Source organism: Agrococcus sp. SCSIO52902, assembly GCF_022983135.1.
Classification (GTDB): domain Bacteria; phylum Actinomycetota; class Actinomycetes; order Actinomycetales; family Microbacteriaceae; genus Agrococcus; species Agrococcus sediminis.
Genome location: NZ_CP095269.1, coordinates 2,565,852 through 2,587,358 on the forward strand (window position 1 = coordinate 2,565,852; position 21,507 = coordinate 2,587,358).

Consider the following 21,507-nt stretch of genomic DNA (forward strand, 5'->3'; position numbering starts at 1 on the left):
CCCCGGCCCTCCGTCGTGCGCGTCGTGGCTACGCGCCGACCTTGAAGCGGGCGAAGCCGGTGACGGCGAGGCCTGCGGCCTCGAGCACCTTGGCGACGGTCTGCTTGCTGTCGCGTGCGTAGTCCTGGTCGAGCAGGACGATCTGCTTGAAGAAGCCGGTGAGGCGGCCCTCGATGATCTTCGGCAGGGCGCCCTCGGGCTTGCCCTCGCCGCGCGCGATCTCCGAGACGAGCTCGCGCTCCTTCTCGACCTGCTCGGCCGGCACCTCGTCGCGGGAGACGTAGGTGGGGTCGAACATGGCGATGTGCTGCGCGACCGCGCGGGCGGTCTCGGCGTCGTCGCCCGTGTAGGCGACCACGACGCCGACCTGCGGGGGCAGGTCCTTCGACGTGCGGTGCAGGTAGACCGCGTGCTCGGCGCCCTCGATGCGGGCCACCTTCGTGAGCTCGATCTTCTCGCCGATGGTCGCGGCCTGCTCCTCGATGATCGACTGCACGGTGCCCGACTCGGCCGGCGCGGCGAGCGCGGCGCCCAGGTCGGCGGCGCCCGATGCGGCGACGGCGGCGACGACGCGGTCGGCGAGCGCGATGAACTTCTCGTTCTTCGCGACGAAGTCCGTCTCGCAGCCGAGCGCGATCATCGTGACGGCGCCCTCGCCCTCGGCGACGGCGACGAGGCCCTCGCTCGTGGAGCGGTCGGCGCGCTTCGCGTTGCCCTTGGCGCCCTTCAGGCGCAGGATCTCGGTGGCCTTGTCGACGTCGCCGCCGGCCTCCTCGAGTGCCGCCTTGGTGTCGCTCATGCCGGTGCCGAGCTGCTCGCGCAGCATCTTGAGGTCGGCGATGCTGATGTTTGCCATGCGCTGGTCCTTACTTCGACTCGGACGCGGCGGCGTCCTCGGTGGTCTCGGCGGGAGCGGCGGCCTCGTCGGCTGCCGGCGCCTCGGCGGCGGGCTCCTCGGCGGGGGCCTGCTCTGCGGCGGGCTCCTCGGCGGCGGCCTGCTCCGCGGCGGGCTCCTCAGCGGCGGGGGCGGCCTGCTCGGCCGTCTGCTCGGCGAGCAGCTCGCGCTCCCACTCGGCCATCGGCTCGGCCTCGGCGTCGGCGCCGCCGCCGTGGCGCTGCATGAGGCCCTCGGCGGCCGCGTCGGCCACGATCTTCGTCAGCAGCGCGACGGAGCGGATCGCGTCGTCGTTGCCCGGGATCGGGTACTGCACGTCATCCGGGTCGCAGTTCGTGTCGAGGATCGCGATGATCGGGATGCCGAGCTTCTTCGCCTCGTCGACTGCGAGGTGCTCCTTGTTGGTGTCGACGATCCACAGCGCGGAGGGAGTGCGCTGCAGGTTGCGGATGCCGCCGAGCGACTTCTGCAGCTTCAGGAGCTCGCGCTTCTTGAGCAGCAGCTCCTTCTTGGTGTAGCCCTGCGTGGTGTCCTCGAAGTCGAGCTCCTCGAGCTCCTTCATGCGGCTCAGGCGCTTCGAGACCGTGTTGAAGTTGGTGAGGAGGCCACCGAGCCAGCGCTGGTTGACGTAGGGCTGGCCCACGCGCGTCGCCTGCTCGGCGATCGACTCCTGCGCCTGCTTCTTCGTGCCGACGAACAGCACGGTGCCGCCGTGCGAGACGGTCTCCTTGACGAAGTCGTACGCCTTGTCGATGTAGGCGAGCGACTGCTGCAGGTCGATGATGTAGATGCCGGAGCGCTCCGTGAAGATGAAGCGCTTCATCTTGGGGTTCCAGCGACGGGTCTGGTGCCCGAAGTGGACGCCGCTGTCGAGCAGCTGGCGAGTCGTGACGACGGCCATGGCCGCCTCCTTCTTCTGTTCTGGTTGCCGGCCCGACCGGTCGGTCGAGCCCCTGGCGCCCTGACGCACCGCCGCCAGCCGCGCGGGCACGGGGCTCGAGCTGCTGGACCGGGAGGAGGTGTCGTCGTGACGGGCACGCGAAGTCATCGCACACGCGATGCCCTCCCATGCTACATGCTCGGCGGACGCGTGCCGCGTCGGCGGTTCTCCACCTCGCGGGCGGTCGCCCGCACGCGCAGCGGACGATCCTCGGCACCATGCCGGGATGCGCATCCTCGCCCTCCTCGTCGCCGCGGCGCTCGCGCCGTGGGCGTGGCCGGTCGAGCCGCACGAGGTCGTGCGCGCCTTCGACGCGCCGGCGAGCGCCTACGGGCCGGGGCACCGCGGGATCGACATCGCCGCGCCGGCCGGCTCGGCGGTGCTCGCGCCCGACGACGGCGTCGTCCGCTTCGCGGGGCCGGTCGCCGGCCGCCCCGTGGTGTCGATCGAGCACGCCGACGGGCTCGTGTCGAGCTTCGAGCCCGTCGAGCCCTCCGTGGCTGCGGGCGACGCCGTCGAGCGGGGCCAGCGGATCGGCGTGCTGCTGCCCGGCCACGCGGCGGGCGGGGCGCGGCTGCACCTCGGTGCGCGGCTGCACGGCGCCTACGTCGACCCGCTGCCGCTGCTGGGCGTCGAGCGGCCGGTGCTGCTGCCGATGCGCGCGGCCAAGCGGTCGGCCGGCCGGCCCGCGGGCGGAGCGATCAGGCCCGCGGGTGGGCGGTGCGGTAGGCGTCGGCGAGCCGCTCGAGCGACACGTGCGTGTAGATCTGCGTCGTCCCGAGGCTCGCGTGCCCGAGCAGCTCCTGCACCGCGCGGAGGTCGGCGCCGCCGTCGAGCAGGTGCGTCGCGGCGGTGTGGCGGAGGGTGTGCGGCCCGTGCGGGCCGGAGCCGGGCACCGCCTCGAGCAGTCCCGTGACGAGCTCGTGCACGCGGCGCTGGCCGAGGCGGCCGCCGCGCGCGCCGAGGAAGAGGGCCGGATGCGGCTTGGCCGGGTCGGCGAGCCGGTCGCGGCCGACGCGCATCCAGTCGAGCACCGCGTCGAGCGCGGGCCGCCCGAACGGCACGACCCGCTCCTTGGCGCCCTTGCCCGTCACGCGAACGGTGAGCCGCTCGAGGTCGACGTCGTCGACGTCGAGCCCGACGAGCTCGCTCACGCGCAGCGCGCTCGCGTAGAGCAGCTCGACGACGGCGAGGTCGCGGAGCGCGACGGGGTCGCCCTCGGCGGCGGCGGCGACGAGGCTCGAGAGCACGCCGTCCATCGCCTGTCGCGAGAGCACTCGGGGCAGGTGCTGGTCGCGCTTCGGCGTGCGCAGGCGGCCTGCGACGTCCTGCCCGCCGTGCGCCGCGACCCAGCGGCTGAGGCCGCGCGCGGCGGCACTGCGCCGCGCGATCGAGGCCTTGCCCATGCCGGCCTCGGTGCTCGCGTAGAGCCAGTCGCGGAGCACCTCGATGTCGAGCGCCGCCGCGTCGTCGATGCCGGCGGCGGCGCAGTGCTCGGCGAGGCTGCGGAGGTCGCCGCGGTAGCCGCGGACGGTGTTCGGCGAGTAGCCGCGCTCGCGCTCGAGGTGCGCGAGGTAGCCGTCGATCGCGTCGTCGAGGCGCACTCAGTCCGGCTTCCTGCTGAACCGCTCCATCCGCTCGGCCGGGTCGAGCGCATGGACCTGCTCGGCGAGGTGCGCCGGGATCGTCTCGCGGCTCGGGTGCGGCAGCGCCGGGACGACCGAGTGGGCGATCGCGTCGGCGTAGACCTCGACGAGGTTGAAGGACTGGGCGGCGTCGATGCCGTGCATCGCGGGCGGCGGGCCGGCGAGGTCGTCGGCGTAGCTCGTGGCGCCGGCGAGGACGACGGGGACCTCGGCGAACGTGCCGGAGCCGTCGACGTGCAGGTGGCCCGAGAGGATCGCGCGCACGTCGGCGCCGTCGAGCACCTCGGTGAGCCGCTGCTCGTCGCGGAACTCGAGCAGCCGCATGAGCCTGCTGCGGTACGGCAGCGGCGGGTGGTGCATCACGAGCACCGAGCCGAGCGCGGGCGGATCGCCGAGTGCGGCGGCGAGCCACTCCGCCTGCCCCTCGTCGAAGCCGCCGTGGTGCCAGCCCGGCAGGCTCGTGTCGAGCGCGACGATGCGCAGCCCCGCCACCTCGGTCACCGAGTCGATCGGGTCGCGCGGCGCTCCCCGCATGCCGAGCGCCGAGCGCATCGCGGTGCGCTCGTCGTGGTTGCCGGCCGTCCAGACGATGGGCGCGCCCAGCGCGTCGGCGACGGGCTCGAGGATCTCGCGCGCGAGCGCGTACGCCTCGGGCTCGCCGAGGTCGGCGACGTCGCCGGAGACGACGATGGCGTGCGCGTCGGCAGCGGCGACGCGCAGGCGCTCGGCGGTCTGCCGCAGGTGCGCCTCGGTGTCGACGAGGCCGCCCAGCAGCGCGCCGCCGGCCAGCAGGTGGGTGTCGCTCAGGTGCGCGATCACCGCGGCCGGTTCGGGGTGGATGCCGTAGCTCACGCGCACAGGCTATCCAGCGGGCGCGCCGGCGTCGCCCAGCGCGCCGTGGCAGGGGCGCGGCGCCCGCTCACCCGCTCCCCTGCTGCGCGGCCCGCACCCAGCCGCTCGCGCGCTCGAGGGCCCGGGCGCCGAGCTCGAGGAGCGCGAGCGACGCGACCACGTCGCCCCTCGCCATGCCCGTGCGCACCGCCAGCTCGTCGACGCCCCGCGGTGCGCGGGCGCTCAGGGCGTCGAGCACCCGCAGCTCGTCGCTCGTCATCCCGCCGAGCGCGTGCTGCTCCTCGCCCGGGCCGTCGAGCATCTCTACGACGTGCTCCGCGCGCTCGACCACTGCCGCGCCGTACTCGCGCAGCAGTCGGTGGCAGCCGGTGCTGGAGCCGGAGGTGACCGGACCGGGCACCGCGCCGAGCGGCCTCCCGAGGGCCGCCGCGTGCCCCGCCGTGTTGATCGAGCCCGATCGCTGCCCCGCCTCGACGACGACCGTCGCGCTCGCGAGCGCCGCGATCAGCCGGTTGCGCGCGAGGAAGCGCCAGCGGGTGGGCGGCACGCCGCTGGGCGCCTCGGCGATGACGCAGCCGCTCGAGGCGACCCGCCGCAGCAGCTCGTCGTGCCCGGCCGGGTAGAAGCGGTCGAGCCCGCCGGCGAGCACCGCGACCGTCGTGCCTCCCGCCGCGAGCGCGGCCCGGTGCGCGGCGCCGTCGATGCCGTAGGCGCCGCCGGAGACGACGGCGAAGCCGCGCGCGACGAGCCCGGAGGCGAGCTGCGCGGTGACGAGCTCGCCGTAGCCCGACGACGCGCGCGAGCCGACCAGCGCGGTCGAGCGCGCGCAGGCCGACAGGGCCGCCGGGTCGCCGCGCACCCAGACCGCGGCCGGCGCGTGCGGGCCGAGCTCGTCGAGCCCGGCGGGCCAGTGCACGTCGTCGCGCGTCACGAGCCGCTGCCCGAATGCTGCGCCCTGCGAGAAGGCGGCGAGGATGCGCTCGGCGGCGAGGCGGGGCTGCCAGCGGCCGAGCGCGTCGGCCACCGCGCGCCGATCGTCGGCGTCGTCGAGCTCCCGACCCCAGTCGGCGGCCGAGGCGCCCTCCACCAGGAGCTGCAGCGCGCGCACCGGACCGAGCCGCTCGCGCACGATGCCTGCGGCGCCGTCGCCCGGCTCGGGCAGCACCGTCCAGGCACCGGCGGCGAAGCGGGCGGCCACGGCCGCGTCATCGGGCTCGGTCGCGCCCGGCGGCAGCGTCGGGACGACCGCCTCGCGCAGCCGCGCGGGCTCGAGTCGGAACGGCGTCATGCCGGGATCCCCTTCCTGAGGGCGAGCGCGCGCCCGATGTGGGCGCGCGTCGGCGCGTCGGCGCCGTCGAGGTCGGCCATCGTCCACGCGACGCGCACGGCGCGGTCCATGCCGCGCATCGTCAGCGCGCCCCGCTCGACCGCGACGACCAGCGGCGCGAGCAGGCTCGCGTCGAGCGGGAGGCTGCGGCGCAGCCACGGGCCCGGCACGTGGCCCATCGCCGTCCAGCCGGTGCCGGCCAGCCTGCGCGCCGCGCGGGCGCGGGCCTCGGCGACCCGCGCCGACGCATCCGCGGTCGTCCGCCGGTCGCCGTCGAGACCGGGCGCGACGCGGTCGACGCGCACGTGGAGGTCGACGCGGTCGAGCAGCGGACCGGAGAGCCGGCCGAAGTAGCGCCGCCGCTGCTGCGGCGCGCACGTGCAGTCGCCGGTGCCGAAGAGCCCGCACGGGCACGGGTTCGCGGCGAGCAGCAGCTGGAAGCGCGCGGGGAAGGCTGCGACGCCCGCCGCGCGGTGGATCGTGATGGTGCCCGACTCGAGCGGCTGGCGCAGCATGTCGAGCACGGTGCGCGGGAACTCGGGCGCCTCGTCGAGGAAGAGCACGCCGTGCGTCGCGCGGGCCGCGGCGCCGGGCCGGATCGTGCCCGAGCCGCCGCCGATGAGCGCTGCCGCGGTCGCCGAGTGGTGCGGCTGCTCGAACGGCGGCACGACGTCGAGCGTCGCGGGCGGGGGCTCGCCCGCGAGCGAGCGCAGCGACGCGACCTCGAGCGCCTGCTCGGGCTCGAGCGGCGGCAGGATGCCCGGCAGCCGCATCGCCAGCATCGTCTTGCCCGCGCCGGGCGGCCCCACCATCATCAGGTGGTGCGCGCCGGCGGCGGCGACCTCGAGCGCGGCGACGGCGTCGCGGTTGCCGACCACGTCGGCGAGGTCGAGCGCCGCCGCCTCCCGCTGCGGCGCGGGCGCCGCGGTGACGGGCTCGACGGGCTCCGGGTCGAGCTCGGCGCCGAGCAGCGCCGCCGCGTGGGCGAGGCTCGGCGCACCCAGCACGCGCAGGCCCGCCACGAGCGACGCCTCGTCGACGGACGCCGTGGGCACGACGACGCGGGTCATGCCCGCCTCGGCCGCGGCGCGGGCGAGCGGCAGCGTGCCCGCGACCGGCCGCAGGCGGCCGTCGAGCCCCAGCTCGCCCAGCAGCGCCGTCTCGCCGTCGTCGGGCGGCACCACCCCGGAGGTGCGCAGCACCGCGACGGCCATCGCCAGGTCGAAGTGGGTGCCCGCCTTCGGCAGCGACGCGGGCGTGAGGTTGATCACGGTCTTGCCCTGCGGGGCGCTGAGCCCCATGCGGGCGATGGCGCTCCAGGTGCGGTGCTGCGCCTGCTGCACCGCGCGGTCGGGCAACCCGACGATGTGCACGCGCGGCAGCCCCGCCGAGGCGTGCACCTCGATCTGCACGCCGACGCCCGCGAGCCCCTGCAGCGCGACGCACGCGGCGCGGCCGAAGCCGCTCACTCGATGCCCCGCAGGTGCTCGACCCGCCACGTGCCCGAGCGCGGCGCGATGACGCCCACGGCATCCATGCGGATCGGGCCGCGATGCCCGGTGGCCGAGAGCCACAGCCCCGCGAGCGTGCGCAGCCGCCGCACCTTGTCGGGCGTGATCGCCTCGAACGGGTGCCCGAAGCCGAGCCCGCGGCGGGTCTTCACCTCGACGAAGACGAGCGTGTCGCCGTCGACGGCGACGATGTCGAGCTCGCCGTGCGGGCAGCGCCATCGGCGGTCGATGATGCGCATGCCCGCCCGCTCGAGGTGCACGCTCGCGGCCGCCTCGCCGTCGAGGCCCAGCTGATCCTTCGCTCGCATGCGGGCATGGAAGCGGATGCGCGGCGGCACGCGGGCGGGAGCGGTGCCCGCCTGTGGAGAACGGCCGCCGTCGCCCGGCGGCCGTCGCCGGTCACTCCTCGATCGCGAGGTCCTTCGGCAGCTCCAGGTCGCGCGAGGCGAGCTCCTCGACGTTGACGTCCTTGAACGTCAGCACCCGCGCCGACTTGATGAAGCGGTCGGAGCGGTAGATATCCCACACCCACACGTCGGTGAGCTCGAGCTCGAAGTAGAAGTCGGTGCCGGCGTCGTGCCGCGTGACCTTCACGTCGTTCGCGAGGTAGAAGCGGCGCTCGGTCTCGACCACGTGCTTGAACATGCCGACGACGTCTCGATACTCCTTGAAGAGGGCCAGCTCGACCTCGCGGTCGTAGTCCTCGATGTCCTCGGGTTCCATGCCGCCATCGTATGTCCACCCGACCCAGGGCGACCGCTTCGCAGATGCTGAGGCGCGCTGCGCACCGCGCACAGCCCGGAGGTCGTAGATTCTGAACCGGAAACTTTGCACGGAACGGAGCTGCCATGCGGCGGATGGTCCTGACGCTCGCGCTCAGCGGCGCGCTCGCGCTCGCCGCGGGCGCGCTCCAGCCCGCCCCGGCGACCGCGACGTCGCCCTCGCCCGGCGACGGCGGGCTCATGATCGTCGTCGACTCCTCGGGCTCGATGGCCGAGCCCACCACCGACGGCACCTCGCGCATGGACGCGGCGCAGTCGGCCCTCGGCGTCGTGATCGGCGAGCTGCCCGACCCCAACCGCGTGGGCCTGCGCGTCTTCGGCGCGACCGAGCTCAGGAGCGCCGCCTCCTGCAGCGACTCGCAGCTGCTCGTGCCCATCGGCACCGACAACCGCGACGCGCTCCGCGCATCCGTCGACGCCCTCTCCCCCGCCGGCGAGACGCCGATCGGGCACGCGCTGCAGCAGGCCGGCGCCGACCTCGGCGACGCGGGCCAGCGCGCGATCCTGCTCGTCTCGGACGGCATCGCCAACTGCGAGCCCGACCCCTGCGTCGTCGCGGCCGAGCTGACGGCGAACGACATCGCGATGCGCATCGACGTCATCGGCTTCGACGTCGACGACGCTGCGCGCGAGCAGCTGCAGTGCGTCGCCGACCGCGGCCGGGGCGACTACCTCGACGTGTCGGAGGCCTCGAGCCTGCAGCACGCGCTCGAGCGGCTCTCGACGCGCGCGTTCCGCCCCTTCGACGTCGTCGGCGAGCCCATCGACGGGGTCGCCGAAGCGGAGGGGGCGCCCGCGCTCGTGCCCGGCACGCAGTACGTCGACGAGCTCGGCGGCGACGTCGCCTCGCTGCACTACCTCGTCGAGCGCACCCGGCCCGGGTCGGTCATCCACGTCGGGCTCGCCGGCCGCCTGCCGCACGAGGGCAGCCTCGAGGTCGACGCGTCGCTCAGCACCCTCGCGGGCGAGCCGTGCGACACGACCGACATCATCGCGCTCGGCGACGACCGCTTCTCGGTCTTCACCGGCCGGCTCTCGGCCGCCGAGGGCTCGCCGCAGCACCCGTGCGCAACAGCCGAGCAGCTGCTGCTGCGGCTCGACGTGGTGACGCCGCCCGACGCGCCGGTGCCCTTCGAGCTGCGCATCGCCGAGCACGCGTGGCCGAGCGACGCCGCGCAGCTGCCGCCGCCGATCGACGCGGAGCGCGGCTGGGAGCTCTCGCTCCCCGCCGACGGGGCTGCGGGCGCCGCCGTCGGCGGCTCGAGCCTCAACGACGCGCCGCTCGTCGAGCCCGGCTCCTACACGACCGAGATGCTGCCGAGCGAGTTCCAGTTCTTCCGGGTGCAGGCCGACTGGGGCCAGTCGGTGCGCGTGCACGCGAGCCTCGACCCGGCGTTCCCGGCGCCCGCGAACGCGTGGGGCATCCTGCAGGTGCTCGACCCCGTGGGGGCGGATGTCGCGGCGCTGCTCGCGACCACGGCCGACGGCACGCGCTGGTCGCAGGCGATGCCCGAGGCGGGCGACGCGGTCGCCGCGACCACCGCGCCCGTGCGCTTCGACGCCAACCCGGGCCTCGTGCGGCGCGCGGTGCTGTCGGGCGAGCACATCGTCGCCGTCGGCTTCGGCGCCGACGCGGGCACGACCCCCTCGCGCCTCATCGTCACCATCGAGGTGGTCGGCGAGGCCCAGGGCGCACCCGACCTCTCGGGCACCGCGCCGCCGCCGACCGACGGCGAGCAGGCGGCGGGCGAGGCGGTGCAGCCCGGGCAGACGGCCGTGCCGTGGGCGCTCATCGGCGTGCTCGTCGCGATCGGCGCCGTGCTCATCGCGATCATCGCGCTCGTCGTGTGGCTCTGGCAACGGCGCTCCCGCCGCTCCTTCGACGTCTGAGCCCGGCGCGCGGCGGCGCAGTGCGCGGCTGCGCCGACGGGCGCGGATGCGTCAGTGCAGCCAGGTGCGCCGGTGCAGCGCGCTCGGCCCGAGCTCGGCGATCGCGCTGAGGTGGGCCGCGGAGCCGTAGCCCTTGTTCGAGTGCCAGCCGTAGCCGGGGTGCACGCCATCGGCCTCCACCATGCGCCCGTCGCGCTCGACCTTCGCGACGAGCGCGGCGCCCGAGACGGAGGCGCAGTCGCGGTCGGCCTTGGCGCGCAGGATCGTGCGCACGGGGGCGCGCAGCGCCGGCGCGAGCCAGTCGTGCGTGCCGTCGAGGAGGATCGCGGCGCGCGGCACGTCGATGCCGGCCTCGTGGAGCCCGACGAGCGCGCGGCGGCCGGCGAGGCCGAGCGCCACCTGGATGCCGAGCCGGTCGATCTCCTCGTTCGTCGCGTGCCCGACGGCGCTCACCCCCCACGAGCGCACGAGCGGCGCCGTCGCCGTGCGCCGCAGCACGGTCATCGTCTTCGAGTCGCGCAGGTGCTCGGGCGTCGGCCCGCAGTCGGCGCCGAGCGCGAGCGCGCCGACGCTGACCGGCCCGGCGAGCGCGCCGCGGCCGACCTCGTCCATCCCGATGACGAGGGACGCATCCGCCCACAGCTCCCGCTCGAGCTCGAGCGTCGGCACCGCAGGCATCAGCCCGGGACGACGAGCGGCAGCTCGCGCGCGACCGCCGCGCCCTGCGGCTCGACGCCGACGAAGGACGAGTCGTAGCTGTCGAGCCACGTCCAGCGCTCGACGGGCCACGAGATGAGCACGGCGCGGCCGACGACGGAGGCGATGGGCACGAAGCCGCCGCCCGGGGCGTCCATGTGCGCGCGGGAGTCGCCCGAGTGGTTGCGGTTGTCGCCGAGCACCCACAGGTGGCCCTCGGGCACCGTCACGTCGAACGACATGGAGCTCGCGGGCTGGCCGGCGAGGTCGAGGTGGAGGTAGGGCTCGTCGATGGGCACGCCGTTGACCGTGAGCTGCCCGAACTCGTTGCAGCACTGCACGCGGTCGCCGGGCAGGCCGATGACGCGCTTGATGAGGTAGCCGTGGTCGTCCTCCGGCGCGAGGCCGACGAAGGTCAGGAACCAGTCGATCGCGCCGACGAGGCCCGTCTCCTCCTCCTGCTGCGGCTCGGGCAGCCAGCCGCCCGGATCCTCGAACACGACGACCTCGCCGCGGTCGATCGCGAAGACCGTCGGCGTCAGGAGGCTCACGATGATGCGGTCGTCGACCTGCAGGGTGTCGTTCATCGACTCGGACGGGATCCAGAACGGCCGGATCAGGAACGTCTTCACGAGGAACGAGATCAGCAGCGCGACCAGGAAGATGACGGCCAGGTCGCGCAGGAACAGCAGGAAGCCGCGCCCGGATCCGCCGTCGCCCCGGCCCGTCTCGCCGGTCTCGACCGTCTCCGTCATCCCCGCCCTTTCGCCCTCGGCAAGTCTAGGTGCGAGCGCGTGCCCGCCCCGCGCCGCGCGCGCCGCCGTCGATCACGATTCGGCCACGAGCACGACGAACGGGGCCGGCATGCCGCCGGCCCCGTTCGCGTCGATCAGGAGTGGTCGCGCTTCTCGCGGATCTTGGCGGCCTTGCCGCGCAGGCCGCGCAGGTAGTAGAGCTTCGCGCGGCGGACGTCGCCGCGGCTGACGAGCTCGATCCGGTCGATGACCGGGGAGTGCACGGGGAAGGTGCGCTCGACGCCGACCTGGAACGACACCTTGCGGACCGTGAAGGTCTCGCGGACGCCGTGGCCCGAGCGGCCGATGACGACGCCCTGGAAGATCTGGACGCGCGAGCGCGAGCCCTCGATGATGTTGACGTGGACCTTGACGTTGTCGCCGGGGCGGAAGTCGGGGACGTCGGTGCGGAGGCTGGCTGCGTCGACCTTGTCGAGGATGTGCATGGCGGTATCGCTCTCTGCAGCCGCCACAGGTCGGCCGCGTTCTGGGTTCGGGGTGGGGTGCCGGTGTGCTCTCCCCTGTGGCAGAGGCCGCTCGAGAGCGGGAGCAGTGCATGGCACCAACGGGCCATTCTGCCACACGCGGATGCCCGGCGCGAACCCGAGCGCGGCGTCAGCGCCGGTCGTCGTCCTCGATGCGGATGACGCGGCCCGCCTGCGGGCCGTCGATGCGCTCGAAAGCGGCGTCCTCCTGGCGGGCGCGCTGCTCGATGACGGGCGCCTGCAGGTCGGCGACGACGCGCTCGACGCGGGCGCGCGTCTCGCGGCCGAGCTCGAGCACCTGGAGCCACGCGAGCACCGCGCCGCCGATGATGGTCGCCATCACGGCGATGGCGGTGAACGACTGGGATGCGGTGAGCCAGCCGTCGCCGAGCCACGCGGTGAGCGCGCTGCCGGTGCGGCCGCCGGCGGTGTCGACCACCGTGAGGCCCATGAGCGCGATGACGAGCAGCCAGGGGCCGATGAGGCGCACGTCGCGCCACGTGACGGCGCGCGGCCGGCGCACCTCCTTGCGCGCGACGGTGAGCCCCACGACGAGGCCGATGAGCAGCGCGAGGCCCGGGCCGAGGAAGGCCTGCAGCAGCAGCGCGTCGCCGAGCGGCGCACCGGCGAGCCCGCGGCCGAACATGATCCACGCGGGCAGCGCGATGATCGAGGCCACCATCGTCCAGAAGAAGGCGCGCAGCGGCCAGGGGCGGTCGGCACCGTTCGCTGCCGGGCGCCGGCTGCCGGGGGTGCTCGCGCTCGTGGCCATGCCCCCGAGGCTACCGATCGGCGGCAGGGCGCGCCCGGGTGTTCGCTGAGGGCTGGCCGCCCTCCCCCGCCTCGTCGGCGGGCAGCAGGTCGGGGCGCACGCGGCGCGTGCGCTCGAGCGCCTGCTCGTGGCGCCAGGCGGCGATCGCCGCGTGGTTGCCGCTGCGCAGCACCTCCGGCACCTCGAGCCCGCGCCAGGTCTGCGGCTTCGTGTACGACGGGTGCTCGAGCAGGCCCGCCTCGTGGCTCTCCTCGACGAGCGACTCCGGATTGCCGACGACGCCCGGCACGAGCCGGCCGATCGCCTCGATCATCGCCATCACCGCGACCTCGCCGCCGTTGAGCACGTAGTCGCCGAGGCTGACCTCGAGCACGCGCGCGCGGCCCGCGACGTGCTCGGCGACGCGCGCGTCGATGCCCTCGTAGCGGCCGCACGCGAAGACGATGCGCGGCTCGGCGGCGAGCTGCCGGGCGAGCGCCTGGGTGAAGGGCACGCCCGCGGGCGTCGGGAACACGACCAGCGCATCCGACCCCGCGCCGTCGTCCGACGGGCCGAGGAGCGCGTCGAAGGCCTCGCCCCACGGCTCGGGCCGCATGACCATGCCGGCGCCGCCGCCGTAGGGGGTGTCGTCGACGGTGCGGTGCCGGTCGTGGGTCCACTGCCGCAGGTCGTGCACGCCCAGCTCGAGCAGCCCGTCGCGGCGGGCCCGTCCGAGCAGCGAGACGTCGAGCACCCCGAAGAACTCCGGGAAGATCGTGATGATGTCGAGGCGCACGGCTCAGCCCCGCGCGGGCGGGTCGCCGGCGCCGTCGGCGGATGCCTCGGGCTCGGCGGGCACGTCGGCCACCATCGCGTCGGCGAGGGCAGCGTCGGCCGCGGCACCCGTCGCTGCGACGGGCGCCGCGTCGTCGTCCGCCGCGGCGTCGCCGCCGGACGTCGCCGGCGCGTTGGGCTCGTCGTCGGCGGCCTCGAGCTCCTCGAAGAGCCCGGGCGGCGGCGTGACGGTGATGCGGCCCGCGCGGAGGTCGACCTCGGGCACGATCGCCTTCACGAACGGCACCATGACCTCCTCGCCGCGGTGCTCGACGATCAGCATGTCCTGCGCGGGCAGCGGGTCGACGCGGATGACGCGGCCGATGCGCTCGCCGTCGCGCCAGACGTCGAGGCCGGCGAGCTGGTGCACGTACCAGGCGTCGGGCTCGGCGGGCAGCTCGGTGGCGTCCTGCTCGACCCACAGCACGGCCTTGATGAGCGACTCGGCCTCGGTGCGGTCGGTGACGCCGGCGAAGAACGCGACGGGGCTGCCGTTGTAGACGCGCAGCTCGAGCAGCTCGATCGACTTGCCGTGCCACTTCGACGACGTCGGCACCTGCAGCGCGAAGCGCGCGCCGGGCACGAAGCGACGCTCGGGCTCGTCGGTGTAGAGCTCGACCTTGATCGCGCCCTTCAGCCCGTGGGCCCTGGCGAGCCGGCCGACGCGCAGCTGCGTGCGCGCGGGCACGGCGGGCCTAGCGATCGGTGTCCACCACGTCCACGCGGACGCGGCGTCCTCCGGGGAGCGCACCGATGACGGTGCGCAGGGCGCCGGCGGTGCGACCGCCGCGCCCGATGACGCGGCCGAGGTCCTCGGGGTGCACGCGCACCTCGAGGACCTCGCCGCGCTGCGAGTCGCGCGCGCCGACGCGCACCTCGTCCGGGCGATCGACGATCCCCTTCACGAGGTGCTCGAGAGCATCGCGCAGCATGCTCAGGACTCGGTCTTCTCGGCCTCGTCGGCGGCCGGGGCGGCCTCCTCGGCGTCGGTCGACTCGGTCGCGGCCGGGGCGGGCGCCTCGGCGGGCTTCTCGGCCTTGGGCTTCAGCACCGGCTTCTTGGCCTCGTCGGCGACGAACGCCTTCTTGCCCTCGGGCTGCTTGACCTGGTTCTCGGTCGAGCCCTCGCCCGAGAACTTGCCCCAGTCGCCGGTGAGCTTCAGCAGCGCGGCGACCTGCTCGGTCGGCTGCGCGCCGACGCCGAGCCAGTACTGCGCGCGCTCGCTGTCGATCTCGATGAGCGACGGGTGCTCGGTCGGGTGGTACTTGCCGATCTCCTCGATGACGCGGCCGTCGCGCTTGGTGCGCGAGTCGGCCACGACGACGCGGTAGTAGGGCGCGCGGATCTTGCCGAAGCGCTTCAGACGGATCTTGACTGCCACAGTTCTCCTGCTTTGTGTTCTCGTGGTTGCACCGCGGCCTGCGCACGTGGGTGATGCGCGACCCGCAAAGCTCGGTGAGCGGCGCGCGCCGGAGTAGAGGGTCGGGGCGCGTGCTCGACCCCCCATTCTGGCACACCCTGGCACGACCCGCGCGACATCCGGCCGCGCGGCCCTACCCTCGAGCCATGGAGTTCGCACCGTCCGCCCGCTCGACGCTCGGCGTCGAGTGGGAGCTGGCCGTCGTCGACCCGGCGACGGGCGAGATGGTGCCGCGGGCCGAGGAGCTGCTGCGGGCGATCGGCGACCGCCGCTTCGACCACGAGTTCCTCACGAGCATGATCGAGCTCATCACGGGCGTGCACGACACCACCGACGACGCGGTCGACGAGCTGCGGCGGATGCGCGACACGGCCGTCGAGGCGGCCGGACGGATCGGCGCGGCCCTCGTGGGCACCGGCACGCACCCGACGAGCCAGTGGCGCGACCAGCGCCAGGGCGACGACCCGCGCTACCGGCGCGTGATCGAGAAGGCCGGCGACTGGGGCCGCCGCCTCGTCATCTTCGGCGTGCACAACCACGTCGGCGTCGAGCAGCGCGACAAGGTCGTGCCGCTGCTGCGCACGATGCTCGACCGGCTGCCGCTCATCCTCGCGCTCTCGGCCTCGAGCCCCTTCTGGCAGGGCGCCGACACCGGCTACGCCTCGCACCGCACGATGCTGTTCCAGCAGCTGCCGACGGGCGGGCTGCCGCCGATGCTCGAGGACTGGGCGGAGTACGAGCGAACCCTCGCCGACATGCTGCGCGCGGGCGTGATCGACGACCTCGCCGAGCTGCGCTGGGACGTGCGGCCGTCGCCGACGCTCGGCACGCTCGAGGTGCGCATCGCCGACGGCGCGCCGTCGATCGACGACCTCGCCGCGGTGACCGCGCTCACGCACTGCCTCGTCGAGGAGGCGTCGCGGGCGCTCGACGCCGGGCACGAGCCGGCCCACCTGCCCTCGTGGCTCGTGCGCGAGAACAAGCTGCGCTCGGCCCGCGACGGGCTCGACGCGACCGCGATCGTCGACGCCGACGGCACGCTGCAGCCGGTGCGCGACGCGCTCGGCGACGCGGTCGAGCGGCTCGCGCCGATCGCCGCCGACCTCGGCGCGACGCGCTCGCTCGCCGCGGTCACGCGCGTCGTCGAGCGCGGCGGCTCGGCCGCGCTGCAGCGCGCCGCCTTCGCGCGCGGCGGGCACCGCGCGGTGCTCGACGAGCTGCTCGAGCAGCTGCGGGCCTAGGCGTTCTTCCGGTCGCGCCACTCGAGGAAGGCCGGCACGCGGTCGAGGGCGTAGCCGTCGGGCGTGTCGTCGCCCGAGAGCGGGATCGTCAGCAGCCGCGTGCCTGCCGCGTGCAGCGCGTCGAGGCGCTCGAAGCCGACGCCCCCGACGCCGTCGCGCACGCTCGCGCCGTTCGACACCTCGATCTCGTCGACGTCGCGCCCGAGCGCGTCGCACTGCTCTCGCAGCACGTCGAGCTTGTGCGGCAGCTCGTCGGGGCCGACGAAGGAGTGCCAGATGTCGGCGTGCCGGGCGACGAGCGGCAGCGTCTTCCGCTCCCCCTTGCCGCCGATGAGGATGGGCATCGCGCCGACCGGCGGCGGGTTGAGCCGCTCCCAGCGGGCACGGATGCGCGGGAGCGCCGCCGCGAGGGCGTCGAGCCGCGACCCGACCGAGCCGAAGTCGTAGCCGTACTCCAGGTAGTCGCGCTCGAACCATCCGGAGCCGATGCCGAAGAGGAACCGGCCGCCCGAGATGTGGTCGATCGTGCGCGCGACATCGGCGAGCAGATCGGGGTTGCGGTACGAGTTGCAGAACACCAGCGGGCCGATCTGCACGCGCTCGGTCGCGACGGCCCACGCCGCGAGCTGCGCCGTCGCCTCGAAGTGCGCGCCGTCGGCGTCGCCCGAGAGCGGGAAGAAGTGGTCCCAGCCGAAGACGGCGTCGACGCCCATCTCCTCGAGCCGCCGCGCGGCGTCGATCGTGGCCTGCATGGTCGTGTGCTGCGGCGCGAGCTGCACGCCGATGCGAGTGGGTCGGTGGGTCATGCCTCGACCCTAGGGCCACCGCCTCATAGCCTTGTCCGGTGACCGCCGACCTCGCCCCGATCGCCGAGCGCGCCGCCGCGCCCTACACCCTGCCGCCGCTCACCGCCGGAGGCCTCACGTGGCGCCCGGCGACCGTCGACGACGCACCGGCGCTCACCGCGCTGCTCGGCGCCGTCGGCGAGGCCGACCGCGAGCCGTACCGCGAGTCGCTCGACGAGGTGCGCGACGGCCTCGCCGCACCCTGGAAGCGGCTCGAGACCGACTCGATCCTGGGCTTCGACCCCGACGGCCGCCTCGTCGCATCCGGCTTCGCCGAGACCCGGCCCGGCGACGCGCGCACCGTGCGGGCCTTCGTCTTCGGCAACGTGCACCCCGAGCGCCGCGGCGAGGGCATCGGCGCGCAGCTGCAGGCATGGCTCGTCGCCCGCGCCCGGCAGCTGCTCGCGGCCTCCGGCAAGGAGCTGCCGGCGCGCATCGCGACGTTCGCCGAGGACGACGCGCCCGAGTCGAAGCTGCGCCTGCACGAGGCCGGCGGCTTCGAGCCGCGCCGGTGGTTCGCCGACCTCAAGCGCCCGCTCGGCGCCGAGCACCCCATCCCGGAGGTCGAGCTCGCCGGCTCGCTGCGCCTCGTGCCGTGGAGCGCCGAGCTCGACGAGCCCACCAGGCTCGCGCACAACGACGCGTTCCGCGACCACTGGGGCAGCGAGCCGACCACCCACGAGCAGTGGACGAGCGGCCGCACCGAGTTCGCGCCGGGCTGGTCGTGGCTCGTCGTCGACGACGCGCCCGACACCGCGGCGCTCCTCGCCGACCCCTCGACCGACGACGACACCCGCGCGGCCCTCGAGGCGGGCGCGCCGCTCGTCGTCGGGTACCAGCTCGCGAGCCGCTACGAGGGCGACTTCGCGCTGCGCGGCTACCGCTTCGGCTACACCGACCTGCTCGGCGTGCGCCGCGCCTACCGCGGCCGCCGCGTCGCGCTCGCGCTGCTGTCGGCCGGGATGCGCTCGTTCGCGGCCGACGGCATGGAGGCGGCCGTGCTCGACGTCGACACCGCGAGCCCGACGGGCGCCGACGGGCTGTACGCGAGCCTCGGCTACGTGAAGGTCTCCGGCTCGCACATGGCGTCGATCGAGCTCTAGCCCATGTTGGGCAGCGACCCGAGCGCCTCCGCGACGGGCGTGCCCCCGCGGTTCGCGCGGAGCGTCAGCCCGCGCACGGCGGGGTGCGCGACGACCTCGGCGATCATGCGGGCGACGGTGGCGCGCGGGATCTCGCCCGGCTGCACCGACCCGGCCGGCGCATCGAGCTCGATGCCGGTCTCGTCGTCCATCGTCAGGGTCGACGGCGCCAGGATCACCCAGTCGGCGCCGGAGTCGCGGATCGCCTCGTCGACGATGGACTTCGCCTCGGCGTAGGCGAAGAACGGGTCGTCCCGGGCGATGCCGTGGTCGCGGCTCGCGCCGAAGTACGACACCATCACGAGCCGCGCGCCCGACCGCGTCACGGCATCCAGCACCCGCAGCGCCGCGTCCTGGTCGACGGCGCGCGTGCGCTCGGGCGAGCCGCCGCCGGCGCCGGCCGACCAGACGACGACGTCGAAGCCCTGCAGCAGCTCGTCGACGCCCGCCTGCTCGAGCCGCTCGAGGTCGCGCACGATCGGCTCGGCGCCGGACTCGGCGACCTCGGCCGCGTGGTCGGGGTTGCGGATGGCGCCGTGGACGGTGTGCCCGGCGTCGCTGAGCATGCGCTGGGCGAGGAGGGCGACCCTGCCGTGGGCGCCGAGGACGAGGATGCGTGCCATGCGCCCACCGTACGCGCCGCGGGCGCGCGCCGCCTGGATCAGCGGTTGCCGAGCATGCGCTGCAGCGCCTCCTGGTCGGTGTCGGAGAGCTGGCCGAACGCGCCGTCGGGCTTCGGCGCGCCGAACGCGCTGCCCTGCGGCTGCGCGGCGGGCGCGTCGGTGCGCTTCGCGGGGTTGCCGGAGCGCTTCAGCTGCTTGCCCTGCGGCTTGCCGCCCTTCTTGGGCTGGCGCATGCCGGGCGGCATCGGTCCCATGCCGGGCATGTTCGGCACGCCGCCCTTCGCGACGGTCTTCATCATCTTGGCGGCCTGCTCGAAGCGCGCGATGAGCTGGTTGACGTCGGTGACGGTGACGCCCGCGCCGCGCGCGATGCGCAGCCGGCGCGAGCCGTTGAGGATCTTCGACTGCTTGCGCTCCTGCGGGGTCATCGACTGGATGATGGCCTCGGTGCGCACGAGCTCGCGCTCGTCGAACGAGTCGATCGCCTCGCGCATGCCCTTCGCGCCCGGGAGCATGCCGAGCATCTGCTTGAAGTTGCCGGCCTTGCGCAGCTGCTGCATCTGCTTGAGGAAGTCCTCGAGCGTGAAGCCGTCGGTGGCGATCGCCTCGGCGAGGCGGTGCGCCTCCTCCTCGTCGAACGCCTTCTGCGCCTGCTCGATGAGGGTGAGGATGTCGCCCAGGTCGAGGATGCGGCTCGCCATGCGGTCGGGGTGGAACGGCTCGAAGTCGTCGAGCGTCTCGCCCGTGGAGGCGAAGAGGATCGGCTTGCCGGTGAGGCCGCGGATCGAGAGCGCCGCGCCGCCTCGGGCGTCGCCGTCGAGCTTCGTGAGCACGACGCCGGTGAAGTCGACGCCCTCCTGGAAGGCCTTCGCGGTCGCGACCGCGTCCTGGCCGATCATCGCGTCGATGACGAACAGCACCTCGTCGGGCTGCACGGCCTTCCGGATGTCTGCGGCCTGGCGCATCATGTCGGCGTCGACGCCGAGGCGGCCGGCCGTGTCGACGATGACGATGTCGTGCTGGCGGCGACGCGCCTCGGCGACGCCGTCGCGCGCGACGCGCACGGGGTCGCCGACGCCGTTGCCGGGCTCCGGGGCGAAGACGGGCACGCCCGCCTGGCCGCCGACCACCTGCAGCTGCGTGACGGCGTTCGGGCGCTGGAGGTCGCTCGCGACGAGCAGCGGCGTGTGCCCCTGCCCCGCGAGATGCTTGGCGAGCTTGCCCGCGAGGGTCGTCTTGCCCGCGCCCTGGAGGCCGGCGAGCATGATCACGGTCGGCGGCGTCTTCGCCAGCTCGAGCCGACGGCTCTCGCCGCCGAGGATCGTGACGAGCTCGTCGTTGACGATCTTCACGACCTGCTGCGCGGGGTTGAGCGCCTCCGACACCTCCGCGCCGAGCGCGCGCTCGCGCACCGCGGCGGTGAAGGACTTGACGACCTCGAGCGCCACGTCGGCGTCGAGCAGGGCGCGACGGATCTCGCGCACCGTCCCGTCGACGTCCGCGGCGGAGAGCTTGCCCTTCGTGCGGAGCTTGGCGAGGGTCTCGGTGAGGCGGGTGGAGAGGGAACCGAACGCAGCCATGGTGGGCCCGAGTCTACCGCCGCGCCGCGCCGACCTCGGGCGCGGCCGCCTGGCATGCTGGATGCGTCACCACGAGGAGGACGGGATGCGCCTGAGAGGCATGCCGCCGACGCACGCGAGGTCGCTGTGGCGCAGCGTGCGGCGCCACGGCTTCACGATCACCGCGCTGGCTCGGCACGCCGCGCGGGTGCACGGCGACCGGCTGGGGCTGGTGGTCGACGGCTGGAGCGCCACGTTCGGCGAGCTCTGGCGGGCCGCCGAGGGCGCAGCCGCCGTGCTGTACCTCGATCCGCTCGAGCGCCGCCCGCGGCCCGTCGTGGTCGCCGTCGCGGGACCGGCGATGCCCGTCGCGCTCCTCGGTGCGGCTCGGCTCGGCCTCGACGTCATGCCGATCAGCCCCGGCTCCCTCGAGGAGCTGCGCCCGGCGATCCCCCGCGACGCACTGCTCGTGCACGACGGCGACGCGCCCGAGTGGCACCGGGGGCCGACGGTCACGGGCGCGCAGATCCTCGAGTGGTCGGCGGCCGACGGCTCGGGGCTCGGGCGCACGCGCCGCCGCGCGCGCATCGCGCTGCCGTCGCGGTCGCTCGCGGGCACCGTGACGACCCACGTGCAGGGGGCGATGGGCGTGCAGGGCCTGCGCCAGCTCGCCGGCATCCACGACCGGCTGGGCGTCGAGGGCACCGACGTGATGCTCGCGTGCGCTCCCCTCCACCGCGGCAAGGGGCTGCAGCTGCTCGGCATGGCGCTGCTCACCGGCGCGACGCTCGTGAGCGCCGCCCACACGCCGCCGGCCGACCGCATCCGCATCATCCGCGACCGCTTCGTCTCGGTCGTCTCGGCGTCGCCCGGGCAGCTCACGGGCATCCTCGACGAGCTCGAGCGCACCGGCGAGGCGCCGCCGCGGCTGCGGCGCATCCTCGTCGCCGGGCAGGACCTCGACGCCGACCTCGTGCGCCGCCTGCACGCCGTGTGGGGGCCGATCGTGCTCACCGCCTACGGGTCGGTGCAGACCGGCACGGTCGCGCTCGCGACGCCGGAGGTGCTCTCGTCGCACCCGGGCACCGCGGGCCGGCGCCTCCCGGGCAGCGACTTCGGCATCGTCGGGCACGCGGGGCGCGGCGACGCGACGGGGCTGCTGTGGGTGCGGGGCGCGCACGCGACCGTCATCACGGAGGACCAGGCGCGCATCGAGGACGGCATGCTGACGATCGTGGGGCCGCTCACGCGGCCGGACACGGCGGACTGAAGGC

The 21,507-nt window shown here is 74.8% G+C and carries 23 protein-coding genes and 1 pseudogene; 5 read left to right on the plus strand and 19 right to left on the minus strand.

The window, feature by feature from the left end; genetic code table 11:
• Positions 1-28: 28 nt before the first annotated feature.
• Both tsf and rpsB read right to left on the minus strand, forming a co-directional pair.
• The gene (gene tsf / locus MU522_RS12640) at positions 29-856 is read right to left on the minus strand and encodes a translation elongation factor Ts (RefSeq protein WP_246991479.1); all 828 of its coding nucleotides are present in this window, start codon (positions 854-856) and stop codon (positions 29-31) included.
• A 10-nt stretch (positions 857-866) separates the two neighbouring features.
• Entirely contained in the window at positions 867-1,796 is a 930-nt protein-coding gene (gene rpsB, locus MU522_RS12645; RefSeq protein ID WP_246991481.1) for a 30S ribosomal protein S2, read from the minus strand.
• A 265-nt stretch (positions 1,797-2,061) separates the two neighbouring features.
• On the opposite strand from rpsB, the pseudogene MU522_RS12650 reads away from it, so the two are divergent.
• Positions 2,062-2,439 (plus strand): annotated as a pseudogene (locus tag MU522_RS12650) (M23 family metallopeptidase); the annotation flags it as partial.
• A 97-nt stretch (positions 2,440-2,536) separates the two neighbouring features.
• Here MU522_RS12650 and MU522_RS12655 read toward each other — a convergent pair.
• The 6 genes from MU522_RS12655 to MU522_RS12680 all read right to left on the minus strand — a co-directional run bounded on the left by MU522_RS12655 (position 2,537) and on the right by MU522_RS12680 (position 7,894).
• Positions 2,537-3,439, minus strand: a complete 903-nt coding sequence (locus MU522_RS12655; protein WP_246991483.1) for a tyrosine recombinase XerC — start codon at positions 3,437-3,439, stop codon at positions 2,537-2,539.
• Positions 3,440-4,333 (minus strand): metallophosphoesterase, encoded by an 894-nt coding sequence (locus tag MU522_RS12660; RefSeq protein WP_246991493.1) that lies wholly within the window; start codon positions 4,331-4,333, stop codon positions 3,440-3,442.
• A gap of 67 nt (positions 4,334-4,400) precedes the next feature.
• On the minus strand, positions 4,401-5,621 hold the full coding sequence (gene dprA, locus MU522_RS12665) for a DNA-processing protein DprA (protein WP_246991502.1): 1,221 nt from the start codon (positions 5,619-5,621) through the stop codon (positions 4,401-4,403).
• Positions 5,618-7,129 carry a YifB family Mg chelatase-like AAA ATPase gene (locus MU522_RS12670; RefSeq protein ID WP_246991504.1) on the minus strand — a complete coding sequence of 504 codons (1,512 nt, stop codon included), beginning with the start codon at positions 7,127-7,129 and terminating at the stop codon, positions 5,618-5,620. The genes dprA and MU522_RS12670 overlap by 4 nt, the downstream gene beginning before the upstream one ends.
• The gene (locus MU522_RS12675; protein WP_246991506.1) at positions 7,126-7,479 is read right to left on the minus strand and encodes a YraN family protein; all 354 of its coding nucleotides are present in this window, start codon (positions 7,477-7,479) and stop codon (positions 7,126-7,128) included. Before MU522_RS12675 ends, MU522_RS12670 begins: the two co-directional genes overlap by 4 nt.
• Before the next feature lie 91 nt (positions 7,480-7,570).
• Positions 7,571-7,894 (minus strand): DUF2469 domain-containing protein, encoded by a 324-nt coding sequence (locus MU522_RS12680; protein WP_123698192.1) that lies wholly within the window; start codon positions 7,892-7,894, stop codon positions 7,571-7,573.
• A 125-nt stretch (positions 7,895-8,019) separates the two neighbouring features.
• On the opposite strand from MU522_RS12680, the gene MU522_RS12685 reads away from it, so the two are divergent.
• On the plus strand, positions 8,020-9,843 hold the full coding sequence (locus tag MU522_RS12685) for a VWA domain-containing protein (protein WP_246991508.1): 1,824 nt from the start codon (positions 8,020-8,022) through the stop codon (positions 9,841-9,843).
• Positions 9,844-9,894: 51 nt separating this feature from the next.
• Here the strand turns inward: MU522_RS12685 and MU522_RS12690 are convergent, their stop codons facing one another.
• The 8 genes from MU522_RS12690 to rpsP all read right to left on the minus strand — a co-directional run bounded on the left by MU522_RS12690 (position 9,895) and on the right by rpsP (position 14,784).
• Positions 9,895-10,521 (minus strand): ribonuclease HII, encoded by a 627-nt coding sequence (locus tag MU522_RS12690; RefSeq protein WP_192575893.1) that lies wholly within the window; start codon positions 10,519-10,521, stop codon positions 9,895-9,897.
• Complete coding sequence (gene lepB / locus MU522_RS12695; RefSeq protein WP_246991510.1) at positions 10,521-11,294, minus strand: signal peptidase I; 774 nt, start codon at positions 11,292-11,294, stop codon at positions 10,521-10,523. Before lepB ends, MU522_RS12690 begins: the two co-directional genes overlap by 1 nt.
• A 134-nt stretch (positions 11,295-11,428) precedes the next feature.
• Positions 11,429-11,779: a 50S ribosomal protein L19 gene (rplS, locus tag MU522_RS12700; RefSeq protein ID WP_128188717.1), complete on the minus strand. Its 351-nt coding sequence runs from the start codon at positions 11,777-11,779 to the stop codon at positions 11,429-11,431.
• A gap of 169 nt (positions 11,780-11,948) precedes the next feature.
• Entirely contained in the window at positions 11,949-12,590 is a 642-nt protein-coding gene (locus MU522_RS12705) for a hypothetical protein (RefSeq protein WP_128188718.1), read from the minus strand.
• Between the two features lie 10 nt (positions 12,591-12,600).
• The gene (gene trmD, locus MU522_RS12710) at positions 12,601-13,365 is read right to left on the minus strand and encodes a tRNA (guanosine(37)-N1)-methyltransferase TrmD (RefSeq protein ID WP_146356875.1); all 765 of its coding nucleotides are present in this window, start codon (positions 13,363-13,365) and stop codon (positions 12,601-12,603) included.
• Between the two features lie 3 nt (positions 13,366-13,368).
• On the minus strand, positions 13,369-14,091 hold the full coding sequence (gene rimM / locus MU522_RS12715) for a ribosome maturation factor RimM (RefSeq protein WP_225792779.1): 723 nt from the start codon (positions 14,089-14,091) through the stop codon (positions 13,369-13,371).
• Between the two features lie 7 nt (positions 14,092-14,098).
• Positions 14,099-14,335, minus strand: a complete 237-nt coding sequence (locus MU522_RS12720) for an RNA-binding protein (protein ID WP_128188720.1) — start codon at positions 14,333-14,335, stop codon at positions 14,099-14,101.
• A 2-nt stretch (positions 14,336-14,337) separates the two neighbouring features.
• Positions 14,338-14,784 carry a 30S ribosomal protein S16 gene (gene rpsP, locus MU522_RS12725; RefSeq protein WP_128188721.1) on the minus strand — a complete coding sequence of 149 codons (447 nt, stop codon included), beginning with the start codon at positions 14,782-14,784 and terminating at the stop codon, positions 14,338-14,340.
• A gap of 185 nt (positions 14,785-14,969) precedes the next feature.
• On the opposite strand from rpsP, the gene MU522_RS12730 reads away from it, so the two are divergent.
• Entirely contained in the window at positions 14,970-16,064 is a 1,095-nt protein-coding gene (locus tag MU522_RS12730; RefSeq protein ID WP_164877046.1) for a glutamate--cysteine ligase, read from the plus strand.
• Here the strand turns inward: MU522_RS12730 and MU522_RS12735 are convergent.
• Entirely contained in the window at positions 16,061-16,870 is an 810-nt protein-coding gene (locus MU522_RS12735; RefSeq protein ID WP_246991512.1) for an LLM class F420-dependent oxidoreductase, read from the minus strand. The two genes, MU522_RS12730 and MU522_RS12735, sit on opposite strands and share 4 nt — an antisense overlap.
• Positions 16,871-16,908: 38 nt before the next feature.
• Between MU522_RS12735 and MU522_RS12740 the strand changes: the two genes are divergently transcribed.
• The gene (locus tag MU522_RS12740) at positions 16,909-18,012 is read left to right on the plus strand and encodes a GNAT family N-acetyltransferase (protein ID WP_246991514.1); all 1,104 of its coding nucleotides are present in this window, start codon (positions 16,909-16,911) and stop codon (positions 18,010-18,012) included.
• On the opposite strand, the gene MU522_RS12745 is transcribed toward MU522_RS12740, so the two are convergent.
• A complete protein-coding gene (locus MU522_RS12745) occupies positions 18,009-18,674 on the minus strand; it encodes an NAD(P)H-binding protein (RefSeq protein WP_246991516.1) in 666 nt (221 codons plus the stop codon). The two genes, MU522_RS12740 and MU522_RS12745, sit on opposite strands and share 4 nt — an antisense overlap.
• A gap of 38 nt (positions 18,675-18,712) precedes the next feature.
• Entirely contained in the window at positions 18,713-20,254 is a 1,542-nt protein-coding gene (gene ffh / locus MU522_RS12750) for a signal recognition particle protein (RefSeq protein ID WP_128188726.1), read from the minus strand.
• Between the two features lie 85 nt (positions 20,255-20,339).
• On the opposite strand from ffh, the gene MU522_RS12755 reads away from it, so the two are divergent.
• Complete coding sequence (locus tag MU522_RS12755) at positions 20,340-21,503, plus strand: AMP-binding protein (RefSeq protein ID WP_164877047.1); 1,164 nt, start codon at positions 20,340-20,342, stop codon at positions 21,501-21,503.
• Positions 21,504-21,507: the final 4 nt, after the last annotated feature.

Coding starts and splice junctions, on each gene's coding strand:
- tsf (WP_246991479.1), bottom strand. CDS start 856: ATGGCAAACATCAGCATCGCCGACCTCAAGATGCTGCGCGAGCAGCTC.
- rpsB (WP_246991481.1), bottom strand. CDS start 1,796: ATGGCCGTCGTCACGACTCGCCAGCTGCTCGACAGCGGCGTCCACTTC.
- dprA (WP_246991502.1), bottom strand. CDS start 5,621: ATGACGCCGTTCCGACTCGAGCCCGCGCGGCTGCGCGAGGCGGTCGTC.
- MU522_RS12675 (WP_246991506.1), bottom strand. CDS start 7,479: ATGCGAGCGAAGGATCAGCTGGGCCTCGACGGCGAGGCGGCCGCGAGC.
- MU522_RS12680 (WP_123698192.1), bottom strand. CDS start 7,894: ATGGAACCCGAGGACATCGAGGACTACGACCGCGAGGTCGAGCTGGCC.
- MU522_RS12685 (WP_246991508.1), top strand. CDS start 8,020: ATGCGGCGGATGGTCCTGACGCTCGCGCTCAGCGGCGCGCTCGCGCTC.
- MU522_RS12690 (WP_192575893.1), bottom strand. CDS start 10,521: ATGCCTGCGGTGCCGACGCTCGAGCTCGAGCGGGAGCTGTGGGCGGAT.
- lepB (WP_246991510.1), bottom strand. CDS start 11,294: ATGACGGAGACGGTCGAGACCGGCGAGACGGGCCGGGGCGACGGCGGA.
- rplS (WP_128188717.1), bottom strand. CDS start 11,779: ATGCACATCCTCGACAAGGTCGACGCAGCCAGCCTCCGCACCGACGTC.
- MU522_RS12705 (WP_128188718.1), bottom strand. CDS start 12,590: ATGGCCACGAGCGCGAGCACCCCCGGCAGCCGGCGCCCGGCAGCGAAC.
- MU522_RS12720 (WP_128188720.1), bottom strand. CDS start 14,335: ATGCTGCGCGATGCTCTCGAGCACCTCGTGAAGGGGATCGTCGATCGC.
- MU522_RS12730 (WP_164877046.1), top strand. CDS start 14,970: ATGGAGTTCGCACCGTCCGCCCGCTCGACGCTCGGCGTCGAGTGGGAG.
- MU522_RS12735 (WP_246991512.1), bottom strand. CDS start 16,870: ATGACCCACCGACCCACTCGCATCGGCGTGCAGCTCGCGCCGCAGCAC.
- MU522_RS12745 (WP_246991516.1), bottom strand. CDS start 18,674: ATGGCACGCATCCTCGTCCTCGGCGCCCACGGCAGGGTCGCCCTCCTC.
- ffh (WP_128188726.1), bottom strand. CDS start 20,254: ATGGCTGCGTTCGGTTCCCTCTCCACCCGCCTCACCGAGACCCTCGCC.
- MU522_RS12755 (WP_164877047.1), top strand. CDS start 20,340: ATGCGCCTGAGAGGCATGCCGCCGACGCACGCGAGGTCGCTGTGGCGC.